This is a genomic window from Aeromonas sp. R6-2 (assembly GCF_040908155.1).
GTDB classification, from domain to species: Bacteria; Pseudomonadota; Gammaproteobacteria; order Enterobacterales; family Aeromonadaceae; genus Aeromonas; species Aeromonas schubertii.
In genome coordinates this window covers 88,064-109,358 of sequence record NZ_JBFODE010000056.1, presented here as the reverse complement: position 1 = coordinate 109,358, position 21,295 = coordinate 88,064, and the positions used below count along the sequence as shown (strand labels likewise).

The window sequence follows — 21,295 nt, the reverse complement described above, 5'->3', positions numbered from 1 at the left end:
GGTGGTGAACAAGTGGGACGGCCTGGATCAGAAGGTCAAAGACGACGTGAAGAGCGAGCTGGACCGCCGTCTGGGCTTTATCGACTTCGCCCGCGCCATTGCGGTAGGTCGCCCAGACGGACTGACGCTGGATCACCCCGTCGCTGGCCACGCTGAGCTCACCGGTCAGACCGGGCATGCTCATGGTGGGCATGGCCCTCAACTGTTGCAACTTGCCGGTCAACGAGAAGGCGTCGTAGCCCATGGCAAACAGGCGCAGGGCATCCCCCTGCAGCTGCGGCCACAGTTGTTGAACCTGTGCCTTCAGCTCATCGTGATAGCCGAGCATGATGGGCATGTCCGAGATATGCAGCCCGTTGAGCTCCGGCAGTACTTCGCGCGACTGGCTGTCGTAGCCCCGTGCCGCGGTGAAGGTGGCCAGCCCGCCATTGGCCTGGCTCACATTGAAGTCGATATAAGGTTTGATAGTGCGGGTCTCGGTGGGGTTCCCCACGATATAGGCCGCATCGATGCCGTTGAAGGTATTGTGCTGGGGCTCAGCCGTACCATCCAGGGGGGCCACCTGCTGTACACGGCCTGCGGCACTGCCACTCAGGGCGTTGCGCACCATGCCCTGGATCTCCTGCCGGCCGCCATAGGTGGCGACGATGGCACGTCCCTGGCTGGCCTCTTGCCACGCCTTCTCGAAGCTCTGAACGCTGGCATAACCGATGCGGTCCTGCGCCGCCAACACCAGGGGCTGACGATATCCTTGCTGGTGCAGGTAGCGGGCGGCCTGCGCCGCATCGGCGCTGGCCGAGAGGGAGAAGAAGTAGAGTCGCTCGCCGGTGACCGGTTTGTCGAGTTCGTTGAGCGCCAGTACAGGCACTGTGGGTTTGAGGGCCAGCAGCTCCTGGACTCTCTCTTTGAGCAGTGGGCCGATGATCATATCGGCCCCTTCGGCTACGGCTTGCTGATAGAGGGGGGCGATTCCCTTGCTCTGGGTGTCGTAGAACTTCACCTTGAGCTCGCTGCCGCTTTGCTTGTAAGACATCAGAATGCCGTACTGGATAGCCTGCCCTTGCGAGGCGAGATTACCCGAGAGGGGCAGCAGTACGGCGGCCTGCAAGGGGACGCTCAACTCTGTGCTCAGCAGTTGCCCGAGCCCGGCCGGCATGTCGGTCAGTGCCGGGTGTTGCGGGAAACTGCGCTTCCAGATGTGAAGCTGACGGGTGAGCTGATCGGGCTGGGCGCCGTATTGATTGACCAGGGCAGCCAGTTGCAACCAGCCTGTGGTTGCGTCGGGGGCCGGGGCCTCTTGCAGGGATTGCAGAGTGGCCGGAGTCATGCCTTGCAGCAGGGTCCAGATCTGGCGGTGATTCTCGCTCAGGGCCGCACCCTGCAGCACCGGGTCCATGGCAATGAGGCTCTTGGCGGCGCCAAAGCGATCGTTGTTGTCGAGCTGGAGGTTGGCCCGCTGCAGGTACCACTGCTTGTCGGTCTCCTGGTCGAGGACGGTGGCGGGTTTCTGCTCCAGCAGTGCCAGTGCGCCCTTGCTGTTGCCCTGAGCCAGCACGATCTGGGCCTCCAGCAGTTGCAGCTCAGCCAACTGCTCGGCACTCTTGGCCTGTTTGCGCAACTGTTGCAGCAAGGCTGCGGCAGGACCTGTCTTACCGACGGCCAGATAGCTGCGAGCCGCCAGGATCTGCCAGCTGAAGGCCTCGGCAGGCTTATTCTCGTCGACCCGATCCAGATACCAATCCGCTTCCTGGGTGATCTTGGCAAAGGGAGAGGGGGGGCCTTGGTGGGCGCCATCCTGACCCGGGCCAGAGGCGCAGGAAGCAAGCAGCAGAGCGGCAACCAGGATGCCGGCGAGTCGTGATACACTTAGCTGTTTTGTAAACCGGTTCAAGTTCATTCCCCGACCAGTGTTGAAAATTCCCCATAGTGTAAACGGGGCATAATGGCGACACAATTGTGTCGGGGCGCGCGGAGACTTCATGAACGTAATCCCCACTCTATATATTGTTCCCACTCCCATCGGAAACCTGGCGGACATCACCCAGCGTGCCCTCGACACCCTGCGCAGCGTCGATCTGGTGGCGGCCGAAGATACCCGCCACACCGGCATTCTGCTCAGCCACTACCAGATTTCGGTGCCTACCTTTGCCCTTCACGATCACAACGAGCAGCAGAAGGCCGAGGTGTTGATTGCGCGCATCAAGGAGGGCAAGAGCGTGGCCCTGGTCTCCGACGCCGGCACGCCGCTCATCAGCGACCCCGGTTATCACCTGGTGACCCGCTGTCGTGAGGCAGGAGTCAAGGTCGTGCCCTTGCCCGGCCCCTGCGCCGCCATCACGGCCCTCTCTGCCGCCGGCTTGCCGACCGATCGCTTCACCTTCGAAGGCTTCTTGCCGGCCAAGGCCAAAGGGCGGGACGACAAGTTGCAGGATCTGGCCGATGAGACAAGGACCATGGTCTTTTACGAGTCTCCACGACGGGTGCTGGAGACTATCGAGGCGATCGCCCGCATTCTGGGTGAGCGTCAGGTGGTGCTGGCACGGGAGTTGACCAAGACTTTCGAAACCATCCATGGTTTGCCCGCTTCCGAGCTGCTCGCCTGGCTGGGTGAAGATGAGCATCGTACCCGTGGCGAGATGGTATTGATGGTCGCCGGGGCACGCAAGGATCCCGAGGATCTGCCTGCCGAGGCGATTCGCACCCTGGGGTTGCTGGTGGCCGAGCTTCCGCTCAAGAAGGCGGCGGCCCTGTGTGCCGAGATTCATGGGGTGAAGAAAAATGCCCTCTACAAATACGGCCTCGAACACCTCAGCGGTGAATAATCGGGATTTAACGGTTTACCCGCCCTCTTCCCTGAGGCTATAATCCGCGCCCGGAGTTGGCCGGGCAATCGCTGCTTCGTCGTTGTGTCCCTCGGGACAGACGGGCGGAGGGGAGGAAAGTCCGGGCTTCACAGGGCAGGGTGCCAGGTAACGCCTGGGAGGCGCGAGCCTACGACCAGTGCAACAGAGAGCAGACCGCCGATGGCCCGCAAGGGATCAGGTAAGGGTGAAAGGGTGCGGTAAGAGCGCACCGCGCGACTGGCAACAGTTCGTGGCACGGTAAACTCCACCCGAAGCAAGACCAAATAGGCCCCCTTTGGCGCGGCCCGCGTTGGGGGCGGGTAGGTTGCTGGAGCCTGCGAGTGATTGCAGGCCTAGAGGAATGGTTGCCACCGGGGAAACCCGGTACAGAACCCGGCTTACAGGCCAACTCCGACCCTATTTCAGAACCCCGCACCCGGTGCGGGGTTCTCCGTTTTACCGCCCCGCAAGACAGAGAGTCGGGCTGATGGCTTGCGGATCGGAGTGACTCGGCAATCAGTGACGCGCACTTTTCATCCAGTGGCCTGGCAATATCTTCTGTAAAATCAGCGCTCTTTATTTATTTCCTCGAATTACCCCCTCTTTTGGCTCCTATTGTGGCCCCTGCTTGCTTGAAAAGGATCTGTCCCCTCCTTAAACTTTACAGTGGAGAAAAGTGGATCAAAGTGGTTTTTCGATCCAGGGATAGGGCAAGCAAGGGATAATATAAGCGGGTGTTGCGTGGTGCTCATGCCATCAGCCTCGATACCAAGGGGCGGCTGGCTATACCGACCAGATTTCGTGATTGGCTTCGTGATGAGTGCGAGGGCCAGCTGGTTTGCACCATCGATCTGACCCATCCCTGCCTGCTGCTCTATCCACTGCCCGAGTGGGAAGAGATTGAACGCAAGTTGCGCACTCTCTCCAACATGAATCCCATGGAGCGGCGGGTGCAGCGCCTTCTGCTCGGCCATGCCAGCGAGTGTGAGCTGGATGGCAATGGACGTTTGCTGCTGAGTGCACCTTTGCGTACCCATGCCGGGCTGGACAAGCGGGTGATGCTGATAGGGCAGCTCAACAAGTTCGAGTTATGGGACGAAGAGCGCTGGCTCAAGCAAGTGGACGATGACATTCGGGACCTGCCGCAGGATGACTGGTCTGGCTCCGATCGACTACAGGACTTCTCTTTATAAATGACGCAAGGCTTTGAACACATCACGGTACTGCTCGACGAAGCGGTGGAAGGGCTGGCCATCAAGCCGGATGGCATCTACGTGGACGGCACCTTCGGTCGCGGCGGTCACTCCCGCCTGATCCTGCAGCAACTGGGTCCCGATGGGCGTCTTATCGCCATCGACAGGGATCCCCAGGCCATTGCCGAGGCGTCTACTATCGATGATCCCCGCTTCGAGATCGTCCACGGCCCCTTCTCCGGGGTGGCTGGCTATATTGCCGAGCGTGGGCTGACCGGCAAGATCGATGGTTTCTTGATGGATCTTGGGGTGTCATCACCCCAGCTGGATGATGCGGATCGCGGTTTCAGCTTTATGAAAGACGGTCCTCTCGACATGCGGATGGACCCGACCAGCGGTCAGAGTGCGGCCGAGTGGCTGGCCCACGCGGATATTGACGACATCGCCTGGGTCCTCAAGACCTTCGGAGAGGAGCGCTTTGCCAAGAAGATAGCGCGCGCCATCGTCCACGATCGGGACGAGACGCCCTTCACCCGTACCCGCCAGCTGGCCGAGATGATTGCCCGGGTCAATCCGAGCAAGGAGAAGGGCAAGCATGCCGCCACCCGCAGCTTCCAGGCGATCCGCATCTATATCAACAGCGAACTCGACGAGATCGAGTGCGCCCTCAATGCCTCCCTCTCCATTCTCAAACCGGGCGGGCGTTTGTCTGTGATAAGCTTCCACTCCCTCGAGGACCGCCTGGTCAAGCACTTCATTCGCAAGCATGAGAAGGGGCCCGAGATCCCCCGTGGTCTGCCCCTGACCGAGGCCCAGCTCAAGGGCGATCGTAAATTAAGAGGGGTCGGCAAGGCGCTCAAGCCCTCCGATGACGAGGTCAACCAAAACAGTCGCTCCCGCAGCTCGGTGCTGCGAGTAGCCGAGCGGTTGCCGGAGTAGCCATGGCCGAGGAGCGCATCAACCTCTCTCGCGAGATCCTCTCCGACCTGGGGCGCCACAAGATCCAGCTCTTCCTGATCCTGGCGGTCCTGGTGACCGCCTTTGCCAGCATTTTGGTCACCAACATGACCCGTAGTACCACCTCCCGTTACAACGAGCTGATGGCCGAGCGTGACTCCCTCGAGATCGAGTGGCGTCACCTGCTCCTCGAGCAGAGCACCCTGGCAGAACACTCGCGGGTGGCGGCCCTGGCGATGGAGAAGCTGCAGATGGCGCGTCCCATCGTCACCACCGAGAAGGTGATCATAGAGCCATGAGCCGCAAACCGACCCCCAAGGCGGCCAAAAACGCCAAGCAGACGACCACGGTCCATCCGTGGCGCTTCCGTACCCTGATCGTCTTCATCGGCATCGCGTTTGTTGGCCTGGTGCTGCGCCTGGCCTGGATCCAGGTCATCGATCCGGATCGCCTGCGTCAGGAGGGGGACATGCGCTCCCTGCGTACCACAGAGACCCAGGCCGTGCGTGGCATGATCACCGATCGCAACGGGGAACAACTGGCGGTTTCTGTGCCGGTAGAGGCGGTGTGGGCCGACCCCAAGACGGTTCACGAATCCGGTGCCGTCAACAATGAACGCGCCTGGCAGGCGCTCTCCGAAGTGCTCAAAGTGGATCTCAAGAGTCTCAAGCACAAGGTGGCCAATCCCAAGAAGCGCTTCGTCTATCTGCAGCGTCAGGTAACGCCGGCGGTGGCCGAGTACATCAAGGGGCTCAAGCTCGGGGGCGTCTATCTTCGTCCCGAGTCGCGCCGCTTCTACCCGACCGGTGAGATCAGCGCCCACCTGGTGGGGGTGACCAACATCGACGGCCGCGGGATCGAAGGGATCGAGCGCAGCTATGACGACTGGTTGACCGCCACCCCGGGGGAGATGCGGGTACGCAAGGACCGGCATGGTCGGGTCATCGAGCATCTGGGGGTGGTCAAAGAGGGCAAAGATGCCAACGATCTGCACCTGAGCATCGATCAGCGGGTACAGTCCATCGCCTATCGGGCTCTCAAGAAGGCGACCGACGAGAATATGGCGACCTCCGGCTCCATGGTGATGCTGGATATCAAGACCGGTGAGGTGCTCGCCATGGTCAACACCCCCTCCTACAACCCCAACAACCGGGGTCAGTATCAGAGCTTCCGGGTGCGCAACCGGGTGGTGACCGATACCTATGAGCCGGGCTCCACCGTCAAGCCGTTGATCCTGCTCAGTGCCCTTCACGCCGGAGTGACCAGCTGGGATGACTTCATCGATTCCAAGCCTCTGTTTATCGGTGCCAAGCAGATCAAGGACGTGAGTATCCATCACGCCAACAACCTCCACGATATCCTGCGCTACTCCTCCAACATCGGCATGTCGCGTATCGCCCTGCGCATGCAGGCCCAGGACATGATCAACACCCTCAGTCTGCTTGGCTTCGGCATCGAGTCCGGTAGCGGCCTCATGGGAGAGAGCGGTGGCATGCTGCCCCAGCGTCGCCGCTGGTCCGATATCGAGCGTGCCACCCTGTCGTTTGGCTATGGCCTGCGAGTGACCCCGATGCAGCTGGTCTCGGCCTACTCCACCCTGGCCAACGGCGGCTGCCGGGTGCCCATCTCGGTCACCCGCCTCGACAAGGCTCCCACCTGCGAGCAGGTGATCAATCCCAAGGATGCCAAGGCGATGCTCGGTGCCCTCGAGTACGTGGTTGACAGCGCGATCCCCAAGGCCAAGGTTCCTGGCTATCGCATCGGTGGCAAGAGTGGTACCGCCAAGGTGGCGGTGGCCGGAGGCTACGGCAAGGATTACATGGCCTGGTTTGCCGGCTTTGCACCGGCCAGCGATCCCCGCTTCGCCATGGTCGTGGTCATCAACGAACCCAAGGGCAAGGCCTATTACGGGGGTGCCGTCGCGACGCCGCCGTTCGCCGAGGCCATGGGCGGTGTGCTGCAACTGTTCAACATCAGACCGGACGCCAACACGGCGCCCCAGGTCGGCAAACTCGCCCGTCAGGAGGCTCCCCTTGTTCCCCGCACTTGATCAACTGCTGCAACCCTTCGGCGTGAGTGCCCCTGCGCTCGCGCTGACCGGCCTAACCCTCGACAGCCGCGAAGCCGCTGAGGGGTGCCTGTTTGTGGCGGTCAAGGGTCATCAGGTGGATGGACGGCGCTTCATCGAACAGGCGGTGGCCAAGGGAGCCGCTGCCGTGTTGTTTGAGGCCGACGGGAGCTATGTTGCCCCCGATGTGGGCGTGCCCTGCGTGGGGCTTCACGACCTCCCGCTTCATCTTTCTGCATTGGCCGGTCGCTTCTATGGTGAGCCGGCGAGCCAGCTGCAACTGGTGGGGGTGACCGGGACCAACGGCAAGAGCACCACGGCGCTGCTGGTGGCCAATTGGCGCACCCTGCTGGGGGGGCGTGCCGGCGTCATGGGCACCGTGGGTAATGGTCTGTTTGGGGAGCTGGTCGAGGCGGCCAATACCACCGGCAGCGCCATCGAGGTACAGGGTTCCCTGCGCGTCTTGCGTGAGCAGGGCGCCGATCTCGTCGCCATGGAGGTCTCCAGCCATGGTCTGGTGCAACACAGGGTGGCGGGTCTGCGCTTCGCCGCGGCCGCCTACACCAACCTGAGCCGGGATCATCTGGACTACCACGGCACCATGGACGCCTATGGGGCGGCCAAAGAACGGCTGCTGGATCGGGTCGATGAGTCCTGTTCCGTCATCAATGGGGACGACGAGGTGGGGCGCCAGTGGCTGGCGCGTCGACCCGCCGCCGTCGCTTACAGCCTGGAGGGTGGGGTGGCCGGCCATCCGGGGCCGCAGATCATTGCCTCGGACCTCGAATTTCATCAGCAGGGTTTTCGTGCCCGGATTAACTCCCCGTGGGGGAATGGTGTATTATCCGCCCCCTTGCTGGGCCGCTTCAACGTGGCCAATGCGCTGGCTGCCATGGGAGTCATGCTGGTGCTGGGTTATGAGTTCCATGCCCTGCTCGAGAGTGCACCCCGTCTACAGCCTGTCACCGGCCGCATGGAGTGCTTTGGCGGCCAGGGTAAACCCCTCGCCGTGGTCGACTATGCCCACACGCCGGATGCCCTGGAGAAGGCGCTGGCGGCCCTGCGAGTGCACTGTCATGGACGTCTCTGGTGCCTGATTGGCTGTGGCGGGGACAGGGACCGGGGCAAGCGGCCCATGATGGCGGCCATGGCCGAGCGTCATGCGGACCGGGTGATCCTGACCGACGATAACCCCCGCACCGAGGATCCGCGTCAGATCATGGCAGACATGGTTGCCGGTTTGCAGCAGCCCGACGCGGTTCAAGTGGAGCACGATCGGGTGGCCGCCATTCGCTTGGCCCTGACTCAGGCGGGTCCGCAAGATATCGTCCTGGTGGCCGGAAAGGGGCACGAGGATTACCAGATCATTGGCAAGGACAAGCGCCACTACAGCGATCGTGAGACGGTCGCTGCCGTGCTGCAAACACTACCGGAGTCATTCAGATGATGACCCTTCAACTCACCGACATCGCCAACGCCATCGAGGCGCGCCTGGTCGGGGAGGATTGCACCATTACCGCCGTCAGCACCGATACCCGTCAGCTGGCGCCCGGTTCCCTGTTCGTCGCCCTGCGTGGCGAGCGTTTCGATGCCCACGACTTCTGTGACCAGGCCCTCGCCGCCGGCGCCAGCGCCTTGCTGGTGGAGCGCGAGCTGCCCCTGGCCATTCCGCAACTTATTGTGAGCGATACCCTGCGTGGCCTCGGTCGTCTCGGTCGTCTGGTGCGCCAGCGAGTCAATCCCAAGGTACTCGCCATCACCGGCAGCTGTGGCAAGACCACGGTCAAGGAGATGGCCTCGGCCATCCTCTCCCACGAAGGGAGGGTGCTGGCCACCGCCGGCAACTTCAATAACGAGGTGGGCGTTCCCCTGACCCTGCTGCGTCTTGAACCCGAGCACAATTTCGCCGTGATGGAGCTTGGCGCCAATCACAAGGGGGAGATCGCCTGGACCACCTCCCTGGCCCTGCCCGATGCCGCCATCATCAACAACGTGGCGGCGGCCCATCTGGAGGGATTTGGCTCCCTCGAGGGGATCTACCACGCCAAGAGCGAGATCTTCGAGGGACTGGGCGAGGGGGGCACCGCCATCGTCAACGCCGACAACGAATTCTGGCCCAAGTGGCGGGAGCGGGGGATCCGCTGCGCCTTCTCCATCGAAGACCAGACCCAACCGTTCCACGCCCGCGATATCCGTATCAACGCAGCCGGCTGCGCCGAGTTTGTCATGGTCACCCCCGAGGGCGAAGTGGCGCTGACGCTGGCCATTCCGGGTCGTCACAATATCGCCAATGCCCTCTCGGCGGCGGCAGGATGTCAGGCGCTCGGCGCCTCTCTGGCCTCCATCAAGGCGGGACTGGAGAGGATGGCGCCGGTCAAGGGACGCTTCTGCGTCCAACGCTGGGGTGGCCTCACCCTGATCGACGACACCTACAACGCCAGCGTGGAGTCTGTACTGGCGGGGATCGATGCCCTGCGCGAGATGGCCGGTTACCGGGTACTGGTGTTTGGCGACATGCGGGAGCTGGGCGCCGAGTCGGCCGAGCAGCACGCTCGCGTCGGCCGTCATGCTCGCGAGTGCAGTCTCGACGCCGTGCTCACGGTCGGAGAAGAGAGTCGCCATACCGCAGATGCCGCGGGTGGTCGTCATTTTGATAACAAGGCATCACTCTATGAAGTGCTGGCAACCATGATTGAAACCCATACAGAGATAGCGGTACTGGTGAAGGGGGCCCGTGGCTCCCGGATGGAAGAGATCGTCGAGATGGTCAAGCACCATCAGGAGCAGGCATCATGCTAGTCTGGCTGGCGGAACTGCTCACCCCGCATTTCACCTTCTTCAACGTCTTCTCCTACCTGACGTTTCGTTCCATCCTGTCGATCCTGACCGGACTGTTCGTCGCTCTCTGGATGGGACCGCGCCTGATCCGTCGCCTGCAGATCCTCAAGTTTGGCCAGGTGATCCGCAACGATGGCCCCGAATCCCACCTGAGCAAGCGGGGCACCCCCACCATGGGCGGGCTGATGATCCTCGCCTCCATCTTTATCTCCGTGCTGCTCTGGTGCCGCCTCGACAACCCCTATGTCTGGCTGGTGCTGTTCGTGCTTGGTGCCTATGGCGCCATCGGTTTCGCCGATGACTACCTCAAGGTGGTGCGCAAGAACACCGATGGCCTCATCGCCCGCTGGAAGTATTTCTGGCAGTCGGCCGTGGCCCTGGTGGTCGCCTTCTACCTCTATGGAACCGCTACCCACGACGGTCAGACCCAGCTGGTGGTGCCCTTCCTCAAGGAGGTGATGCCCCAGCTCGGGCTGCTGTTCATCGTGCTGGCTTACTTCGTCATCGTCGGCACCTCCAATGCGGTCAACCTGACCGATGGTCTCGACGGGCTCGCCATCATGCCCACCGTCATGGTCGCCGCCGGCTTCGCCCTGATCGCCTGGGCCACCGGCAACGTCAACTTCGCCAGCTATCTGCACATTCCCTACGTGCCCTACACCTCCGAGCTGGTGGTGGTGTGCACCGCCATCATAGGCGCAGGTCTGGGATTCCTCTGGTTTAACACCTACCCGGCCCAGGTCTTTATGGGAGACGTTGGCTCCCTGGCGCTCGGCGGCGCGCTCGGCACCATTGCCGTGCTGGTGCGTCAGGAGTTTCTGCTGGTCATCATGGGCGGCGTCTTCGTGATGGAGACCCTGTCGGTGATCCTGCAGGTGGGCTCCTACAAGCTGCGCGGTGTGCGAATCTTCCGGATGGCTCCTATTCACCACCACTACGAGAAGAAGGGCTGGCCGGAGCCGCGCGTCATCGTGCGCTTCTGGATCATCACCCTCGTACTGGTACTGCTGGGTCTGGCGACCCTGAAGGTGAGGTAAGCCCATGGTCATCATCATCGGACTCGGCAAGACGGGCCTCTCCTGTGTGGAGTACTTCCTCGCCAAGGGCGTGACCCCTCTGGTGATGGATACCCGGGCCAATCCGCCCGGCCGTGATCAACTGCCTCCCGAGGTGGAGTTGGTTCAGGGACTGGATGGGGAGCGCCTGAACCAGGCGCACCTCATCGTCGCGAGCCCCGGCATCGCCCTGGCGACTCCCGAGCTCAAGGCCGCCGCCGAACGCGGCGTCGAGATCGTCGGCGACATCGAGCTGTTCGTGCGCGAGGCCAAGGCCCCCATCGTGGCCATCACTGGCTCCAACGGCAAGAGTACTGTTACCACCCTGGTCGGTGAGATGATCCAGGAAGCAGGCCTTCGGGTTGGCGTGGGGGGCAACATCGGGGTTCCTGCACTGGCGCTCCTCAACGCGCCCGCCGATCTCTATGTGCTGGAGCTCTCCAGCTTCCAGCTCGAGACCACTCACAGCCTGCAAGCGGCCGCTTCGGTGGTGCTCAACCTCTCGGAAGATCACATGGATCGCTACGAGGGGATGGCCGATTACCGCGCCGCCAAACAGAAGATCCATCAGCACTCTCGCCACATCCTGGTCAATCGGGACGATCCCCAGACCCTGCCCGATGTGGGGAGCGTCTGGAGCAGCTTTGGCCTTGACTGTAACGCCTACGGTCGCTGCGAGATCGACGGCAGTCCCTGGCTTACCCTGCACGGGGAGCCGCTGCTGGCGGTCGATGAGATGAAGATAGTGGGTGCCCATAACCAGGCCAATGCCCTGGCCGCCATGGCCCTGTGCGATGCGGTCGGCATCCCGCGTGAACCCCAGCTCACCGTGTTGCGTCGCTTCGAGGGCCTGGCCCATCGCGCCCGCTTCGTGCGCGAGGTGGGGGGCGTGCGCTGGATCAACGACTCCAAGGCGACCAATGTGGGCGCCACCCTGGCTGCCGTGGCCGGGGTGCGCGAGGCAGTGAAGGGGCGCTTGATCCTGTTGGCCGGTGGTCAGGGCAAGGGGCAGGACTTTAGTCCGCTGCAGGCCCTGCTCGGCAGCCAGATCGACAAGATGTACTGCTTCGGTCAGGATGGCGCCCTGCTGGCAGCCCTCGGTGAGCCGACCGAGCAGGTGGCTGACATGGGGCAGGCCGTTACCCGTGCCGCCGCCGAGGCTCGCCCCGGTGACTGGGTACTGCTGGCGCCAGCCTGTGCCAGCCAGGATCAGTTCAAATCCTTCGAGGAGCGGGGTGACCGCTTCACCGCACAGGTGATGAGCCTATGAAGGGGATGCTGCGATCGGTCGCCGTCTGGGTGTGGGGGGTGTTGATGCCCCAGCGTCCCGGTGCGCTTTATGATCGCCAGTTGGTGACCCTTGCCTTCTCCCTGATGATGGTGGGGCTGGTGATCGTCGCCTCTGCCTCTATTCCCGAGGGGATCTCCCTGGCGGGGGATCCCTTCCTGTTTGTGAAGCGTCATGGCACCTTCCTGGTGATGGCCGTCGGTATCGCCTGGTTTGTGCTGCAGGTGCCCATGATGCGCTGGCAGCAGTACAACGGCTCCATGCTGTTGCTCGCCATCATCATGCTGGTTCTGGTGCTGGTTGCCGGTCGCAGCGTCAACGGTTCGGTACGCTGGCTGCCGCTGGGTCCCTTCAACCTGCAGCCGGCCGAGTTTGCCAAGCTGGCCCTGTTTGTCTACTTGGCCGGCTATCTGGTGCGCCGCCAGCACGAGGTGCGCGAGCGGCTGATCGGCTTTATGAAGCCCCTGGCGGTGCTCTTCGTGCTCGCTATCTTGTTGTTGCTGCAGCCCGACCTGGGCTCTGTGGTGGTGATGTTTGTCACGACCCTCGGCATGTTGTTCCTGGCCGGGGCTCGTCTGATGCAGTTTATTGGCCTGATCCTGGCCGGTGTGGGGGCCGTGGTGACCCTGATCATCGCCGAGCCCTACCGGATGCGACGGGTCACCTCCTTCCTCGACCCCTGGGCCGATCCCTTTGGCAGCGGTTATCAGTTGACCCAGTCCCTGATGGCATTCGGCCGTGGCAGCTGGCTGGGGGAGGGGCTCGGTAACTCGATCCAGAAGCTTGAGTACCTGCCCGAGGCACATACCGACTTCGTCTTCGCCATCCTGGGTGAGGAGCTTGGCTATCTCGGTGTGCTGGCGGTGCTGGCCCTGCAGTTTTTCATGGCGGCCAAGGCGTTGCGTCTCGGTCACGCCTGCCTCCAGGCCCAGCGCCTCTACGAGGGCTACCTCGCTATCGGCATCGGCATCTGGTTCAGTTTTCAAACCTTCGTCAACGTGGGGGCAGCCAGCGGCATGATGCCCACCAAGGGATTGACCCTGCCCCTGGTGAGCTATGGCGGCTCCAGTCTCATCATCATGTCGGTGGCGGTGAGTATGTTGATTCGTATCGATTTTGAGTTGCGCCAGGCGAGTGCCCAGGCGCGCGTGCGGGAGGCGTAGTGAGCAAGACTCTGTTGGTGATGGCAGGTGGTACCGGGGGCCATGTGTTTCCCGGTCTGGCCGTGGCCGATCGGTTGAAGGCGCAGGGCTGGACCATCCACTGGCTCGGCACCGCCGACCGGATGGAGGCGGAGTTGGTGCCGGCCCACGGCTATCCCATCTCCTTTATCGATATCCAGGGGGTGCGCGGCAATGGCCTCAAGCGCCTGCTCGAGGCCCCCTATCGTATCGTCAAGTCGATCCTGCAGGCTCGCCAGGTGCTCAAGACCATCCGCCCCGATGTGGTGCTGGGCATGGGAGGCTTTGCCTCCGGCCCCGGTGGCGTGGCGGCCTGGCTCTCCGGCATTCCGCTGCTGCTGCACGAGCAGAATGCCTCTGCCGGCATGACCAACAAGCTGCTGGCACGCATCGCCAAGCGGGTATTGATGGCCTTTCCCGGCGCCTTTGCCCCGAGCCGCCGTACCGCCGTGGTGGGTAACCCGGTGCGTCCCGAGGTGGTTGCTCTGCCCGCTCCCGATGAGAGAATGGGGGGCGGTGAGCGCCCGCTTCGCCTGCTGATCATAGGTGGCAGCCTGGGAGCCCGGGTCCTGAATGAACAGGTCCCCCTGGCGGTGGCCGCGGCAGGCATCCCTGTCGAGGTGCGCCATCAGACCGGCAAGGGCAACCAGGAGGCCGTGGCCATGGCCTATGGCAAGCTGGGTCTCGAGGCCGAGGTGAGTGACTTTATCAAGGAGATGGCCGGGGCCTATGCCTGGGCCGATCTGGTGGTGTGCCGTGCCGGCGCACTGACCGTTTCCGAGGTGGCTGCCGCCGGCGTGGCCGCCATTTTTGTGCCGCTACCCCATGCGGTAGACGATCACCAGACCCGCAACGCCCTGACCCTGGTCGACGGCGGTGCGGCCGAGTTCCTGCCCCAGTCCGATCTGACACCGGCCTCTCTGGCTGCCCGTCTGGTCTGGCTGGCCGGTCGCAGGGATACATTGTTGAAGATGGCCCAGGCGGCTCGTCGCATCGCGATCACCGATGCGGCCGAGCGTGTTGCGGATGAATGCAAACGTCTGGCCGAGTGAGAGAGAGCTATGACCAAGGTTGAACTGGCAAAACTGCGTACCATGATTCCCCAGATGCGCCGCGTGCGTCGCATCCACTTTATCGGCATCGGTGGTGCCGGCATGGGGGGGATCGCCGAGGTCCTGGCCAACGAAGGATATCAGGTGAGCGGCTCGGATCTGGCACGTAACGCCGTGACCGAGCGTCTCGAGGCCCTGGGGGCCGAGATCTGCCTCGGCCACAGTGCCGAGCATGTGCAAGGGGCGAGCGTGGTCGTGGTCTCCACCGCCATCCGCCAGGATAACCCTGAGCTGCTGGCCGCCCGCGAGCTGCGCATCCCTGTGGTGCGCCGTGCCGAGATGCTGGCCGAGCTGATGCGTTTTCGTCACGGCATCGCCATCGCAGGCACCCATGGCAAGACCACCACCACCAGTCTGGTGGCGAGTATCTATGCCGAGGCTGAGCGGGATCCGACCTTTGTCATCGGTGGTCTGCTCAACAGTGCCGGCACCAATGCGCGTCTGGGCAGCAGCCGTTACCTTATCGCCGAGGCGGACGAGAGCGATGCCTCCTTCCTGCATCTGCAGCCGATGGTCTCTATCGTGACCAATATCGAGGCGGATCATATGGATACCTATGGCGGTGACTTCTCCCGCCTCAAGGCCACCTTCATCGAGTTTCTGCACAACCTCCCCTTCTATGGGTTGGCAGTGGTTTGCGTGGACGATCCTGTGATCCGTGGTCTGTTGTCCGACATTGGGCGCCCCACCATCACCTATGGCCTCTCTGATGATGCCGATGTGCAGGTGCTCGACTTCGTCCAGACCACCCACCACAGCTGCTTCAAGGTCCGCCGCAAGGAAGGGGGAGAGCTGGCGGTGAAGCTCAACCTGCCGGGTATTCACAATGCCCTGAATGCCGCCGCCGCCATCGCGGTCGCGACCGAAGATGGCATCGCCGATGAGGCTATCGTTCGTGCCCTCGAGAAGTTTGAAGGGGTAGGCCGCCGTTTCCAGCAGTTTGGCGAGTTTGAGACCGGCCGTGGCAAGGCGATGCTGGTGGATGACTACGGCCATCATCCGAGCGAGGTGAAGGTGACCATCAACGCCGCCCGTGCCGGTTGGCCCGAGAAGCGCCTGGTGATGGTGTTCCAACCTCACCGCTACACCCGGACCCGTGATCTCTACGAGGATTTTGCCGAGGTGCTCTCCAAGGTGGATGTGCTGGTGATGCTCGAAGTGTATGCTGCCGGTGAAGATCCCATTCCCGGTGCCGATGGGCGGGCACTGTGCCGCTCTATCCGCTCCCGTGGCAATCTCGAACCCATCTTCGTGGCGACGCCGGATGACGTGCCGGCGGTGCTGGCAGACATAGTGGGTGAGGGGGATCTGGTGCTGACCCAGGGGGCCGGCAACGTTGGCGCCCTCAGCCGACGCCTCGCCGAGATGAAATTGGACATAAACCGCATGAAATCGGACGTTTGAGTCCCTCATGGGGGTTTTGCCCCCCATGTCGGGGCCTATATAATGGCGAGTCCGGCGCTGGCGCCGGCGAGACAAGGGGTTGAACGGGGAGCGCAGGTTGGAGGCAAGGGCACAGCCGCGCACCAAAGGAGGCTTCCTCGCAGGGATCATCTTCTTCCTGCTGGTGATATGGGGCCTCTACCGGTGTGCATTGAATGTCAGCGACTGGCTGACGGATGCGAATCGGTTGCCCATGAGTGAGCTGTTGCTGCAGGGGCAACACGACTATGTGAAGCCCGAAGAGGTGCGAATCGCCGTGCTTGACGGTGCCGAGTCACGCAACTTCTTCGAGCTGGATGTGAATGCGGTCCAGGCGCGCCTGAATGCCCTGCCATGGGTGGCTCAGGTGTCGGTCCGCAAGAAGTGGCCGAACAAGATCAAGGTGTTCCTGACCGAGCAGACGGTGGCATCGCGCTGGAATGGCAACCGCTTCCTGAGCAAGGACGGGGTGATCTTCAAGGCGCCCGACCGGGTCAAGTTTCCTCTGGTTTCCCTGTCGGGGCCGGATGATCAGGCCAAGCGGGTGCTCGAGGCCTACTACGGGTATCAGGCGGTGTTGACACCGAAAGGGTTCAGGATCGCCAAGGTCAATCTCACGGCTCGTCATGCCTGGGAGTTGACCCTGGAAGGGGGCATCCAGCTGTTTCTCGGGCGCTCGGATGAGCTCTCGCGACTGCAGCGGTTTGTCGATGTCTTTCCGGATATCCAGCCCCGTGAGCTGATCGCTTACGTGGACCTGAGATACGACACCGGATTGGCGGTTGGATGGAAGAAGAACGAAGAGAAAGTGAATGACCAAAGCCGCAGATAGAAACCTGATTGTCGGACTGGACATCGGCACCAACAAGGTGGCGGTTCTGGTGGGTGAGGTATTGCCGGACGGTGAACTGAACGTCATCGGCATGGGCAGCCACACCTCGCGCGGCATGGACAAGGGGGGCGTCAATGACCTCGACTCCGTGGTCAAGTCGTTGCGTCGTGCCGTCGAAGAGGCCGAAATGATGGCCGACTGCCAGATCAGCTCCGTCTATCTGGGGCTCTCGGGCAAGCATATCGACTGTCGCAACGAGACCGGCATGGTGCCCATCTCCGACGAGGAGGTGACCCAGGAGGATGTGGACAACGTGATCCACACCGCCAAGTCGGTGCGTCTCTCCGACGAGCTGCGCGTGCTGCACGTGTTGCCCCAGGAGTTCGCCATCGACTACCAGGAGGGGATCAAGAATCCGGTTGGCCTCTCCGGCGTGCGGATGGCGGCCAAGGTGCATATCGTCACCTGCCATAACGACATGGCGCGCAATATCGAGAAATGTGTGGAGAAGGTGGGTCTGCGGGTTGATCAGCTGATCTTCTCTGCCCTGGCGTCCAGCTACGCCGTCCTCACCGAGGACGAGAAGGAGCTCGGCGTCTGCGTGGTGGATATCGGCGGTGGCACCATGGACATGTCGCTGTTTACCGGCGGAGCCCTGCGTCACACCAAGGTGATTCCTTACGCCGGCAGCACGGTCACCAGCGATATCGCCTACGCCTTTGGCACGCCGCCGCTGGATGCCGAGGCGATCAAGGTGCGTTATGGCTGCGCCCTGGGGCGTCTGGTCAGCAAGGAGGACACCATAGAGGTGCCGAGCGTGGGGGGACGTCCCGCCCGCAGCCTGCAGCGTCAGACCCTGGCCGAGGTGATCGAGCCGCGCTACACCGAACTGCTCTCCATGGTCCATGACGAGCTGGTGAAGGTGCAAAACGAATTGAAGCAGCAGGGGGTCAAGCATCAGCTGGCCGCCGGCGTGGTGCTCACCGGCGGTGCCGCCCAGATCGAGGGCATCGTCGAGTGTGCAGAACAGGTATTTCAGTGCCAGGTGCGAGTGGGGGAACCCCTCAACGTGCGTGGCCTGAGTGATTACGTGCAGGCGCCGGTCTATTCCACGGCCGTGGGCCTGCTGCAGTATGGCCGCACGCATCAGAGCAGCGGTCCGAGCAAGGAATATGCCGCCAAGGCGAGTGTCGGTGGGCTGGTCAAACGGGTCAGCAACTGGTTGCGTGGCGAGTTTTAAGAATTTTGCTGAAGTCAGCAAATAAAGCGGAGAGACATTATGTTTGAATTCATGGATAGCCATACGGACGAAGCCGTCATCAAGGTGGTGGGGGTAGGTGGTGGCGGTGGCAACGCCGTCGAGCACATGGTCCGTCAAAACATCGAGGGCGTGGAGTTCATCACGGTGAATACCGATGCCCAGGCCCTGCGCAACTCCAGCGCCAACACCACCCTGCAGATCGGTGGTGGCATCACCAAGGGTCTCGGCGCCGGCGCCAACCCGGAAGTGGGCCGTGACGCCGCCATGGAGGATCGTGAGAGCCTGCGTGAACTGCTGGCTGGTTCCGACATGGTCTTCATCGCCGCCGGTATGGGCGGTGGTACCGGTACCGGTGCCGCCCCGATCGTGGCCGAAGTGGCTCGCGAGATGGGTATCCTGACCGTGGCCGTGGTGACCAAGCCCTTCTCCTTCGAAGGGAAGAAGCGCATGGGCTTCGCCCAGCACGGTATCGAGGAGCTCTCCAAGAATGTGGACTCCCTGATCACCATCCCCAATGACAAGCTGCTCAAGGTGCTGGGTCGTGGCATCTCTCTGCTGGACGCCTTCAAGGCGGCCAACGATGTGCTGCTGGGGGCCGTGCAGGGCATTGCCGAGCTGATTACCCGTCCCGGCCTCATCAACGTCGACTTTGCGGACGTACGTACCGTAATGCGCGAGATGGGCACCGCCATGATGGGAACCGGCTCTGCCTCCGGTGACGACCGTGCCGAAGAGGCGGCCGAGAAGGCTATCTCCAGCCCGCTGCTGGAAGACGTGGATCTGGCCGGTGCCCGTGGCATCCTGGTCAACATCACCGCCGGCCTCGACATGACCATCGAAGAGTTCGAAACCGTGGGTAACGCGGTCAAGGCTTTCGCCTCCGAGAATGCCACCGTGGTGGTGGGTACCGTTATCGACCCGGAGATGCAGGACGAACTGCGTGTGACCGTGGTGGCCACCGGTATCGGTGCCGAGCGCAAGCCGGACATCACTCTGGTCAAGAACAACCAGGTTCAGGAGCGTCCGGTTCGTCAGCCGTTGGGTGAGATGATGCCCGGCCGTGTGATGGAAGAGGCCCCGGCCAAGGTGGTGAATGCCGAGCCTCAGGCCCGTCGCGAGCCCGATTATCTGGACATCCCGGCCTTCCTGCGCAAGCAAGCGGACTGAGGTCATCCGACCTCGGTTTGTTTGTTGTTTAAGGATTGTGCTAAGATGGGCAGCCACGGCTTTTTAGCCATGAATTTTGCTGTTGAGCGGATGCACCCATGATTAGACAAAGAACCTTGAAAACGAGTGTCCAGGCCACAGGCGTTGGTCTGCATTCTGGCCGGAAAGTCACCATGACGTTCCGTCCGGCTCCTGTTAACACAGGGATCGTTTACTTGCGTACCGATCTCAATCCTGTGGTGGAGTTGCCTGCCAACGCGGATCAGGTGCGTGACACCCTGCTCTGTACCGCCCTGGTCAACGACCAGGGGGTGCGTGTTTCGACCATCGAGCATCTCTCTGCCGCCTTGGCAGGTATGGGGATCGATAACCTCTATGTCGAGGTGGATGCACCGGAAGTGCCGGTGATGGATGGCAGTGCCCATCCCTTCATCTACCTGCTGCAGGAGGTCGGGGTTCGGGAACAGAATGCGCCCAAGCAGTTTGTGCGTATAAAGCAGAGCGTTCGGGTCGAAGACGGTGACAAGTGGGCGGAATTCCACCCCTATCACAACGGCTTCAAGATGGATCTCGAGATCGATTTCCAGCACCCCGTGTTTGCCGGCCGCAACCAGCGTTGCGTACTGGACTTCTCCGGTGCCTCCTTCGTCAAGGAGATCAGCCGCGCTCGTACCTTCGGTTTCATGCGCGACATCGAGTATCTGCGTTCCCAGAATCTGGCCCTCGGTGGCAGTCTGGAGAATGCGGTGGTACTCGATGACTACCGGGTCCTGAACGAAGAGGGGTTGCGTTACGAAGATGAGTTCGTCAAGCACAAGATGCTCGATGCCATCGGTGATCTCTACATGTGCAACCGCAGCATCATCGGCGAGTTCCGGGCCTTCAAGACCGGCCACGCGCTGAACAACAAGTTGCTGCGTGCCCTGCTCGCCAACCAGGAAGCCTGGGAACTGGTGACCTTCGAGGATGAGCAGGCCAAGGCCCCTATCGCCTACTACGACCACTCGCTGGTCCTGGCCTGATAGGATGAATGACAGGGCGTCGGTCTCCTCTCCGCACCGACGCCCCGTTTTTCTTACCCCCCTGATTAACACCGCCTCTCCCGGCCTGTTTTTCCAACGACCGAGCAGACAGTGATTATCCTATGAGTCTTACCCTGATCCTCAACGGCAAGCGGCGTCGCCGGCTTCATATCCCGCGTTGGCACCTGCTGGGTATCGGAACCCTGCTCCTCTGCCTGACGGGCAGTGGCGGATGGCTGACCTGGAGTCACTGGCAGAGCAAGATCGCCTCCCTCGAGATGGCCCTGGATCTGGCCCAGCAACAGAGCGAAGCCACGGCCGAAGAGGCCTCCCGGCAGCAGCTAGCCATGCTGGCTGCCCAGGTGGGCACCATGCAGGCCCAACTGGGTCGTCTTAATGCCCTCGGCGAGCGGCTTACCGAAGAGGCCGAGCTCGATCCCGACGAATTCAATTTCAGTGAGGCTCCCCCCATGGGAGGGCCTTCTTATGATCCCGATCTGGAAGTGGGACTCAATGAGCTGCAAGAATCCATGAAAAACCTCAGTTATCAGCTGGGAAATCGCGAAGAGCAGCTCGCAGTCCTTGAATCCTTCGTGATGAATCACAATATAGTGGACAAGGGACTCATCGACGGAACGCCGGTGGCGGGTCGCCGTGCATGGGTCTCTTCCGGTTTTGGCGGCCGGGTCGACCCGTTCAACGGCCGCGCCAAGATGCACAAGGGGATCGATTTTCGCGGCAAGACCGGCACGCCGATCCTCGCCTCTGGCCCCGGTGTGGTGAGCTGGTCGGGTCGTCACCCCGAGTTTGGCATCATGATCGAGATCAGCCACGGCAATGGCCTGGTTACCCGCTATGCGCACAACTCCAAGGCCCTGGTGCAAGTGGGCACCCTGGTCGACAAGGGGCAGAAGATTGCCCTGATGGGACGTACCGGGCGTGCCACCGGTGTGCACCTGCATTATGAAGTCTTGAAAGATGGTCGTCAGGTCAACCCCTCCCGTTATATGACGGTCAAACGGGGTTAATGGTTTTCTTTTTTGTTCCCCTCCGGGG

The 21,295-nt window shown here is 62.2% G+C and carries 17 protein-coding genes, 1 other RNA gene and 1 pseudogene; 18 read left to right on the top strand and 1 reads right to left on the bottom strand.

The window, feature by feature from the left end; genetic code table 11:
* Window positions 1–154: 154 nt before the first annotated feature.
* Window positions 155–1,897, bottom strand: a pseudogene (locus tag AB5Y48_RS15290) (penicillin-binding protein activator); the annotation flags it as partial.
* Between the two features lie 82 nt (window positions 1,898–1,979).
* On the opposite strand from AB5Y48_RS15290, the gene rsmI reads away from it, so the two are divergent.
* From rsmI to AB5Y48_RS15200, 18 genes are all read left to right on the top strand, one after another.
* Window positions 1,980–2,822: a 16S rRNA (cytidine(1402)-2'-O)-methyltransferase gene (rsmI, locus tag AB5Y48_RS15285; RefSeq protein ID WP_050666576.1), complete on the top strand. Its 843-nt coding sequence runs from the start codon at window positions 1,980–1,982 to the stop codon at window positions 2,820–2,822.
* 52 nt (window positions 2,823–2,874) lie between these two features.
* Window positions 2,875–3,260: RNase P RNA component class A (gene rnpB, locus AB5Y48_RS15280), an RNA gene on the top strand.
* A gap of 317 nt (window positions 3,261–3,577) precedes the next feature.
* Window positions 3,578–4,036 carry a division/cell wall cluster transcriptional repressor MraZ gene (gene mraZ, locus AB5Y48_RS15275; RefSeq protein WP_050666577.1) on the top strand — a complete coding sequence of 153 codons (459 nt, stop codon included), beginning with the start codon at window positions 3,578–3,580 and terminating at the stop codon, window positions 4,034–4,036.
* A complete protein-coding gene (rsmH, locus tag AB5Y48_RS15270; protein WP_060587266.1) occupies window positions 4,037–4,975 on the top strand; it encodes a 16S rRNA (cytosine(1402)-N(4))-methyltransferase RsmH in 939 nt (312 codons plus the stop codon).
* 2 nt (window positions 4,976–4,977) lie between these two features.
* Window positions 4,978–5,292 (top strand): cell division protein FtsL, encoded by a 315-nt coding sequence (gene ftsL / locus AB5Y48_RS15265; RefSeq protein WP_050666579.1) that lies wholly within the window; start codon window positions 4,978–4,980, stop codon window positions 5,290–5,292.
* Window positions 5,289–7,043, top strand: coding sequence for a penicillin-binding transpeptidase domain-containing protein (locus AB5Y48_RS15260; RefSeq protein ID WP_136614174.1), 1,755 nt, complete (start codon window positions 5,289–5,291; stop codon window positions 7,041–7,043). Before ftsL ends, AB5Y48_RS15260 begins: the two co-directional genes overlap by 4 nt.
* Window positions 7,027–8,508, top strand: coding sequence for a UDP-N-acetylmuramoyl-L-alanyl-D-glutamate--2,6-diaminopimelate ligase (gene murE / locus AB5Y48_RS15255; RefSeq protein WP_224160233.1), 1,482 nt, complete (start codon window positions 7,027–7,029; stop codon window positions 8,506–8,508). The genes AB5Y48_RS15260 and murE overlap by 17 nt, the downstream gene beginning before the upstream one ends.
* Complete coding sequence (gene murF, locus AB5Y48_RS15250) at window positions 8,505–9,860, top strand: UDP-N-acetylmuramoyl-tripeptide--D-alanyl-D-alanine ligase (RefSeq protein WP_368164990.1); 1,356 nt, start codon at window positions 8,505–8,507, stop codon at window positions 9,858–9,860. The genes murE and murF overlap by 4 nt, the downstream gene beginning before the upstream one ends.
* Window positions 9,854–10,936, top strand: a complete 1,083-nt coding sequence (mraY, locus tag AB5Y48_RS15245; protein ID WP_050666583.1) for a phospho-N-acetylmuramoyl-pentapeptide-transferase — start codon at window positions 9,854–9,856, stop codon at window positions 10,934–10,936. The genes murF and mraY overlap by 7 nt, the downstream gene beginning before the upstream one ends.
* 4 nt (window positions 10,937–10,940) lie before the next feature.
* Entirely contained in the window at window positions 10,941–12,224 is a 1,284-nt protein-coding gene (murD, locus tag AB5Y48_RS15240; RefSeq protein WP_368164989.1) for a UDP-N-acetylmuramoyl-L-alanine--D-glutamate ligase, read from the top strand.
* Window positions 12,221–13,405, top strand: coding sequence for a cell division protein FtsW (gene ftsW / locus AB5Y48_RS15235; protein WP_050666585.1), 1,185 nt, complete (start codon window positions 12,221–12,223; stop codon window positions 13,403–13,405). Before murD ends, ftsW begins: the two co-directional genes overlap by 4 nt.
* Window positions 13,405–14,475: an undecaprenyldiphospho-muramoylpentapeptide beta-N-acetylglucosaminyltransferase gene (murG, locus tag AB5Y48_RS15230; RefSeq protein WP_050666586.1), complete on the top strand. Its 1,071-nt coding sequence runs from the start codon at window positions 13,405–13,407 to the stop codon at window positions 14,473–14,475. The genes ftsW and murG overlap by 1 nt, the downstream gene beginning before the upstream one ends.
* A gap of 9 nt (window positions 14,476–14,484) precedes the next feature.
* Entirely contained in the window at window positions 14,485–15,939 is a 1,455-nt protein-coding gene (murC, locus tag AB5Y48_RS15225) for a UDP-N-acetylmuramate--L-alanine ligase (protein ID WP_050666587.1), read from the top strand.
* Between the two features lie 97 nt (window positions 15,940–16,036).
* Complete coding sequence (locus tag AB5Y48_RS15220) at window positions 16,037–16,789, top strand: cell division protein FtsQ/DivIB (protein ID WP_050666588.1); 753 nt, start codon at window positions 16,037–16,039, stop codon at window positions 16,787–16,789.
* Window positions 16,770–18,029 (top strand): cell division protein FtsA, encoded by a 1,260-nt coding sequence (gene ftsA / locus AB5Y48_RS15215; protein WP_050666589.1) that lies wholly within the window; start codon window positions 16,770–16,772, stop codon window positions 18,027–18,029. The genes AB5Y48_RS15220 and ftsA overlap by 20 nt, the downstream gene beginning before the upstream one ends.
* A 39-nt stretch (window positions 18,030–18,068) precedes the next feature.
* Window positions 18,069–19,217 (top strand): cell division protein FtsZ, encoded by a 1,149-nt coding sequence (ftsZ, locus tag AB5Y48_RS15210; RefSeq protein ID WP_050666590.1) that lies wholly within the window; start codon window positions 18,069–18,071, stop codon window positions 19,215–19,217.
* Between the two features lie 98 nt (window positions 19,218–19,315).
* Window positions 19,316–20,239, top strand: coding sequence for a UDP-3-O-acyl-N-acetylglucosamine deacetylase (gene lpxC / locus AB5Y48_RS15205; protein ID WP_050666591.1), 924 nt, complete (start codon window positions 19,316–19,318; stop codon window positions 20,237–20,239).
* A 122-nt stretch (window positions 20,240–20,361) separates the two neighbouring features.
* Window positions 20,362–21,267 carry a M23 family metallopeptidase gene (locus tag AB5Y48_RS15200; protein ID WP_050666592.1) on the top strand — a complete coding sequence of 302 codons (906 nt, stop codon included), beginning with the start codon at window positions 20,362–20,364 and terminating at the stop codon, window positions 21,265–21,267.
* Window positions 21,268–21,295: the final 28 nt, after the last annotated feature.

Excerpts from the sequence above, each read along its gene's own strand:
- murF (WP_368164990.1), top strand. The coding sequence starts at position 8,505 with ATGATGACCCTTCAACTCACCGACATCGCCAACGCCATCGAGGCGCGC.
- AB5Y48_RS15200 (WP_050666592.1), top strand. The coding sequence starts at position 20,362 with ATGAGTCTTACCCTGATCCTCAACGGCAAGCGGCGTCGCCGGCTTCAT.
- mraY (WP_050666583.1), top strand. The coding sequence starts at position 9,854 with ATGCTAGTCTGGCTGGCGGAACTGCTCACCCCGCATTTCACCTTCTTC.
- murD (WP_368164989.1), top strand. The coding sequence starts at position 10,941 with ATGGTCATCATCATCGGACTCGGCAAGACGGGCCTCTCCTGTGTGGAG.
- murC (WP_050666587.1), top strand. The coding sequence starts at position 14,485 with ATGACCAAGGTTGAACTGGCAAAACTGCGTACCATGATTCCCCAGATG.
- ftsA (WP_050666589.1), top strand. The coding sequence starts at position 16,770 with ATGACCAAAGCCGCAGATAGAAACCTGATTGTCGGACTGGACATCGGC.
- ftsW (WP_050666585.1), top strand. The coding sequence starts at position 12,221 with ATGAAGGGGATGCTGCGATCGGTCGCCGTCTGGGTGTGGGGGGTGTTG.
- lpxC (WP_050666591.1), top strand. The coding sequence starts at position 19,316 with ATGATTAGACAAAGAACCTTGAAAACGAGTGTCCAGGCCACAGGCGTT.
- rsmH (WP_060587266.1), top strand. The coding sequence starts at position 4,037 with ATGACGCAAGGCTTTGAACACATCACGGTACTGCTCGACGAAGCGGTG.
- ftsZ (WP_050666590.1), top strand. The coding sequence starts at position 18,069 with ATGTTTGAATTCATGGATAGCCATACGGACGAAGCCGTCATCAAGGTG.
- ftsL (WP_050666579.1), top strand. The coding sequence starts at position 4,978 with ATGGCCGAGGAGCGCATCAACCTCTCTCGCGAGATCCTCTCCGACCTG.
- rsmI (WP_050666576.1), top strand. The coding sequence starts at position 1,980 with ATGAACGTAATCCCCACTCTATATATTGTTCCCACTCCCATCGGAAAC.
- AB5Y48_RS15260 (WP_136614174.1), top strand. The coding sequence starts at position 5,289 with ATGAGCCGCAAACCGACCCCCAAGGCGGCCAAAAACGCCAAGCAGACG.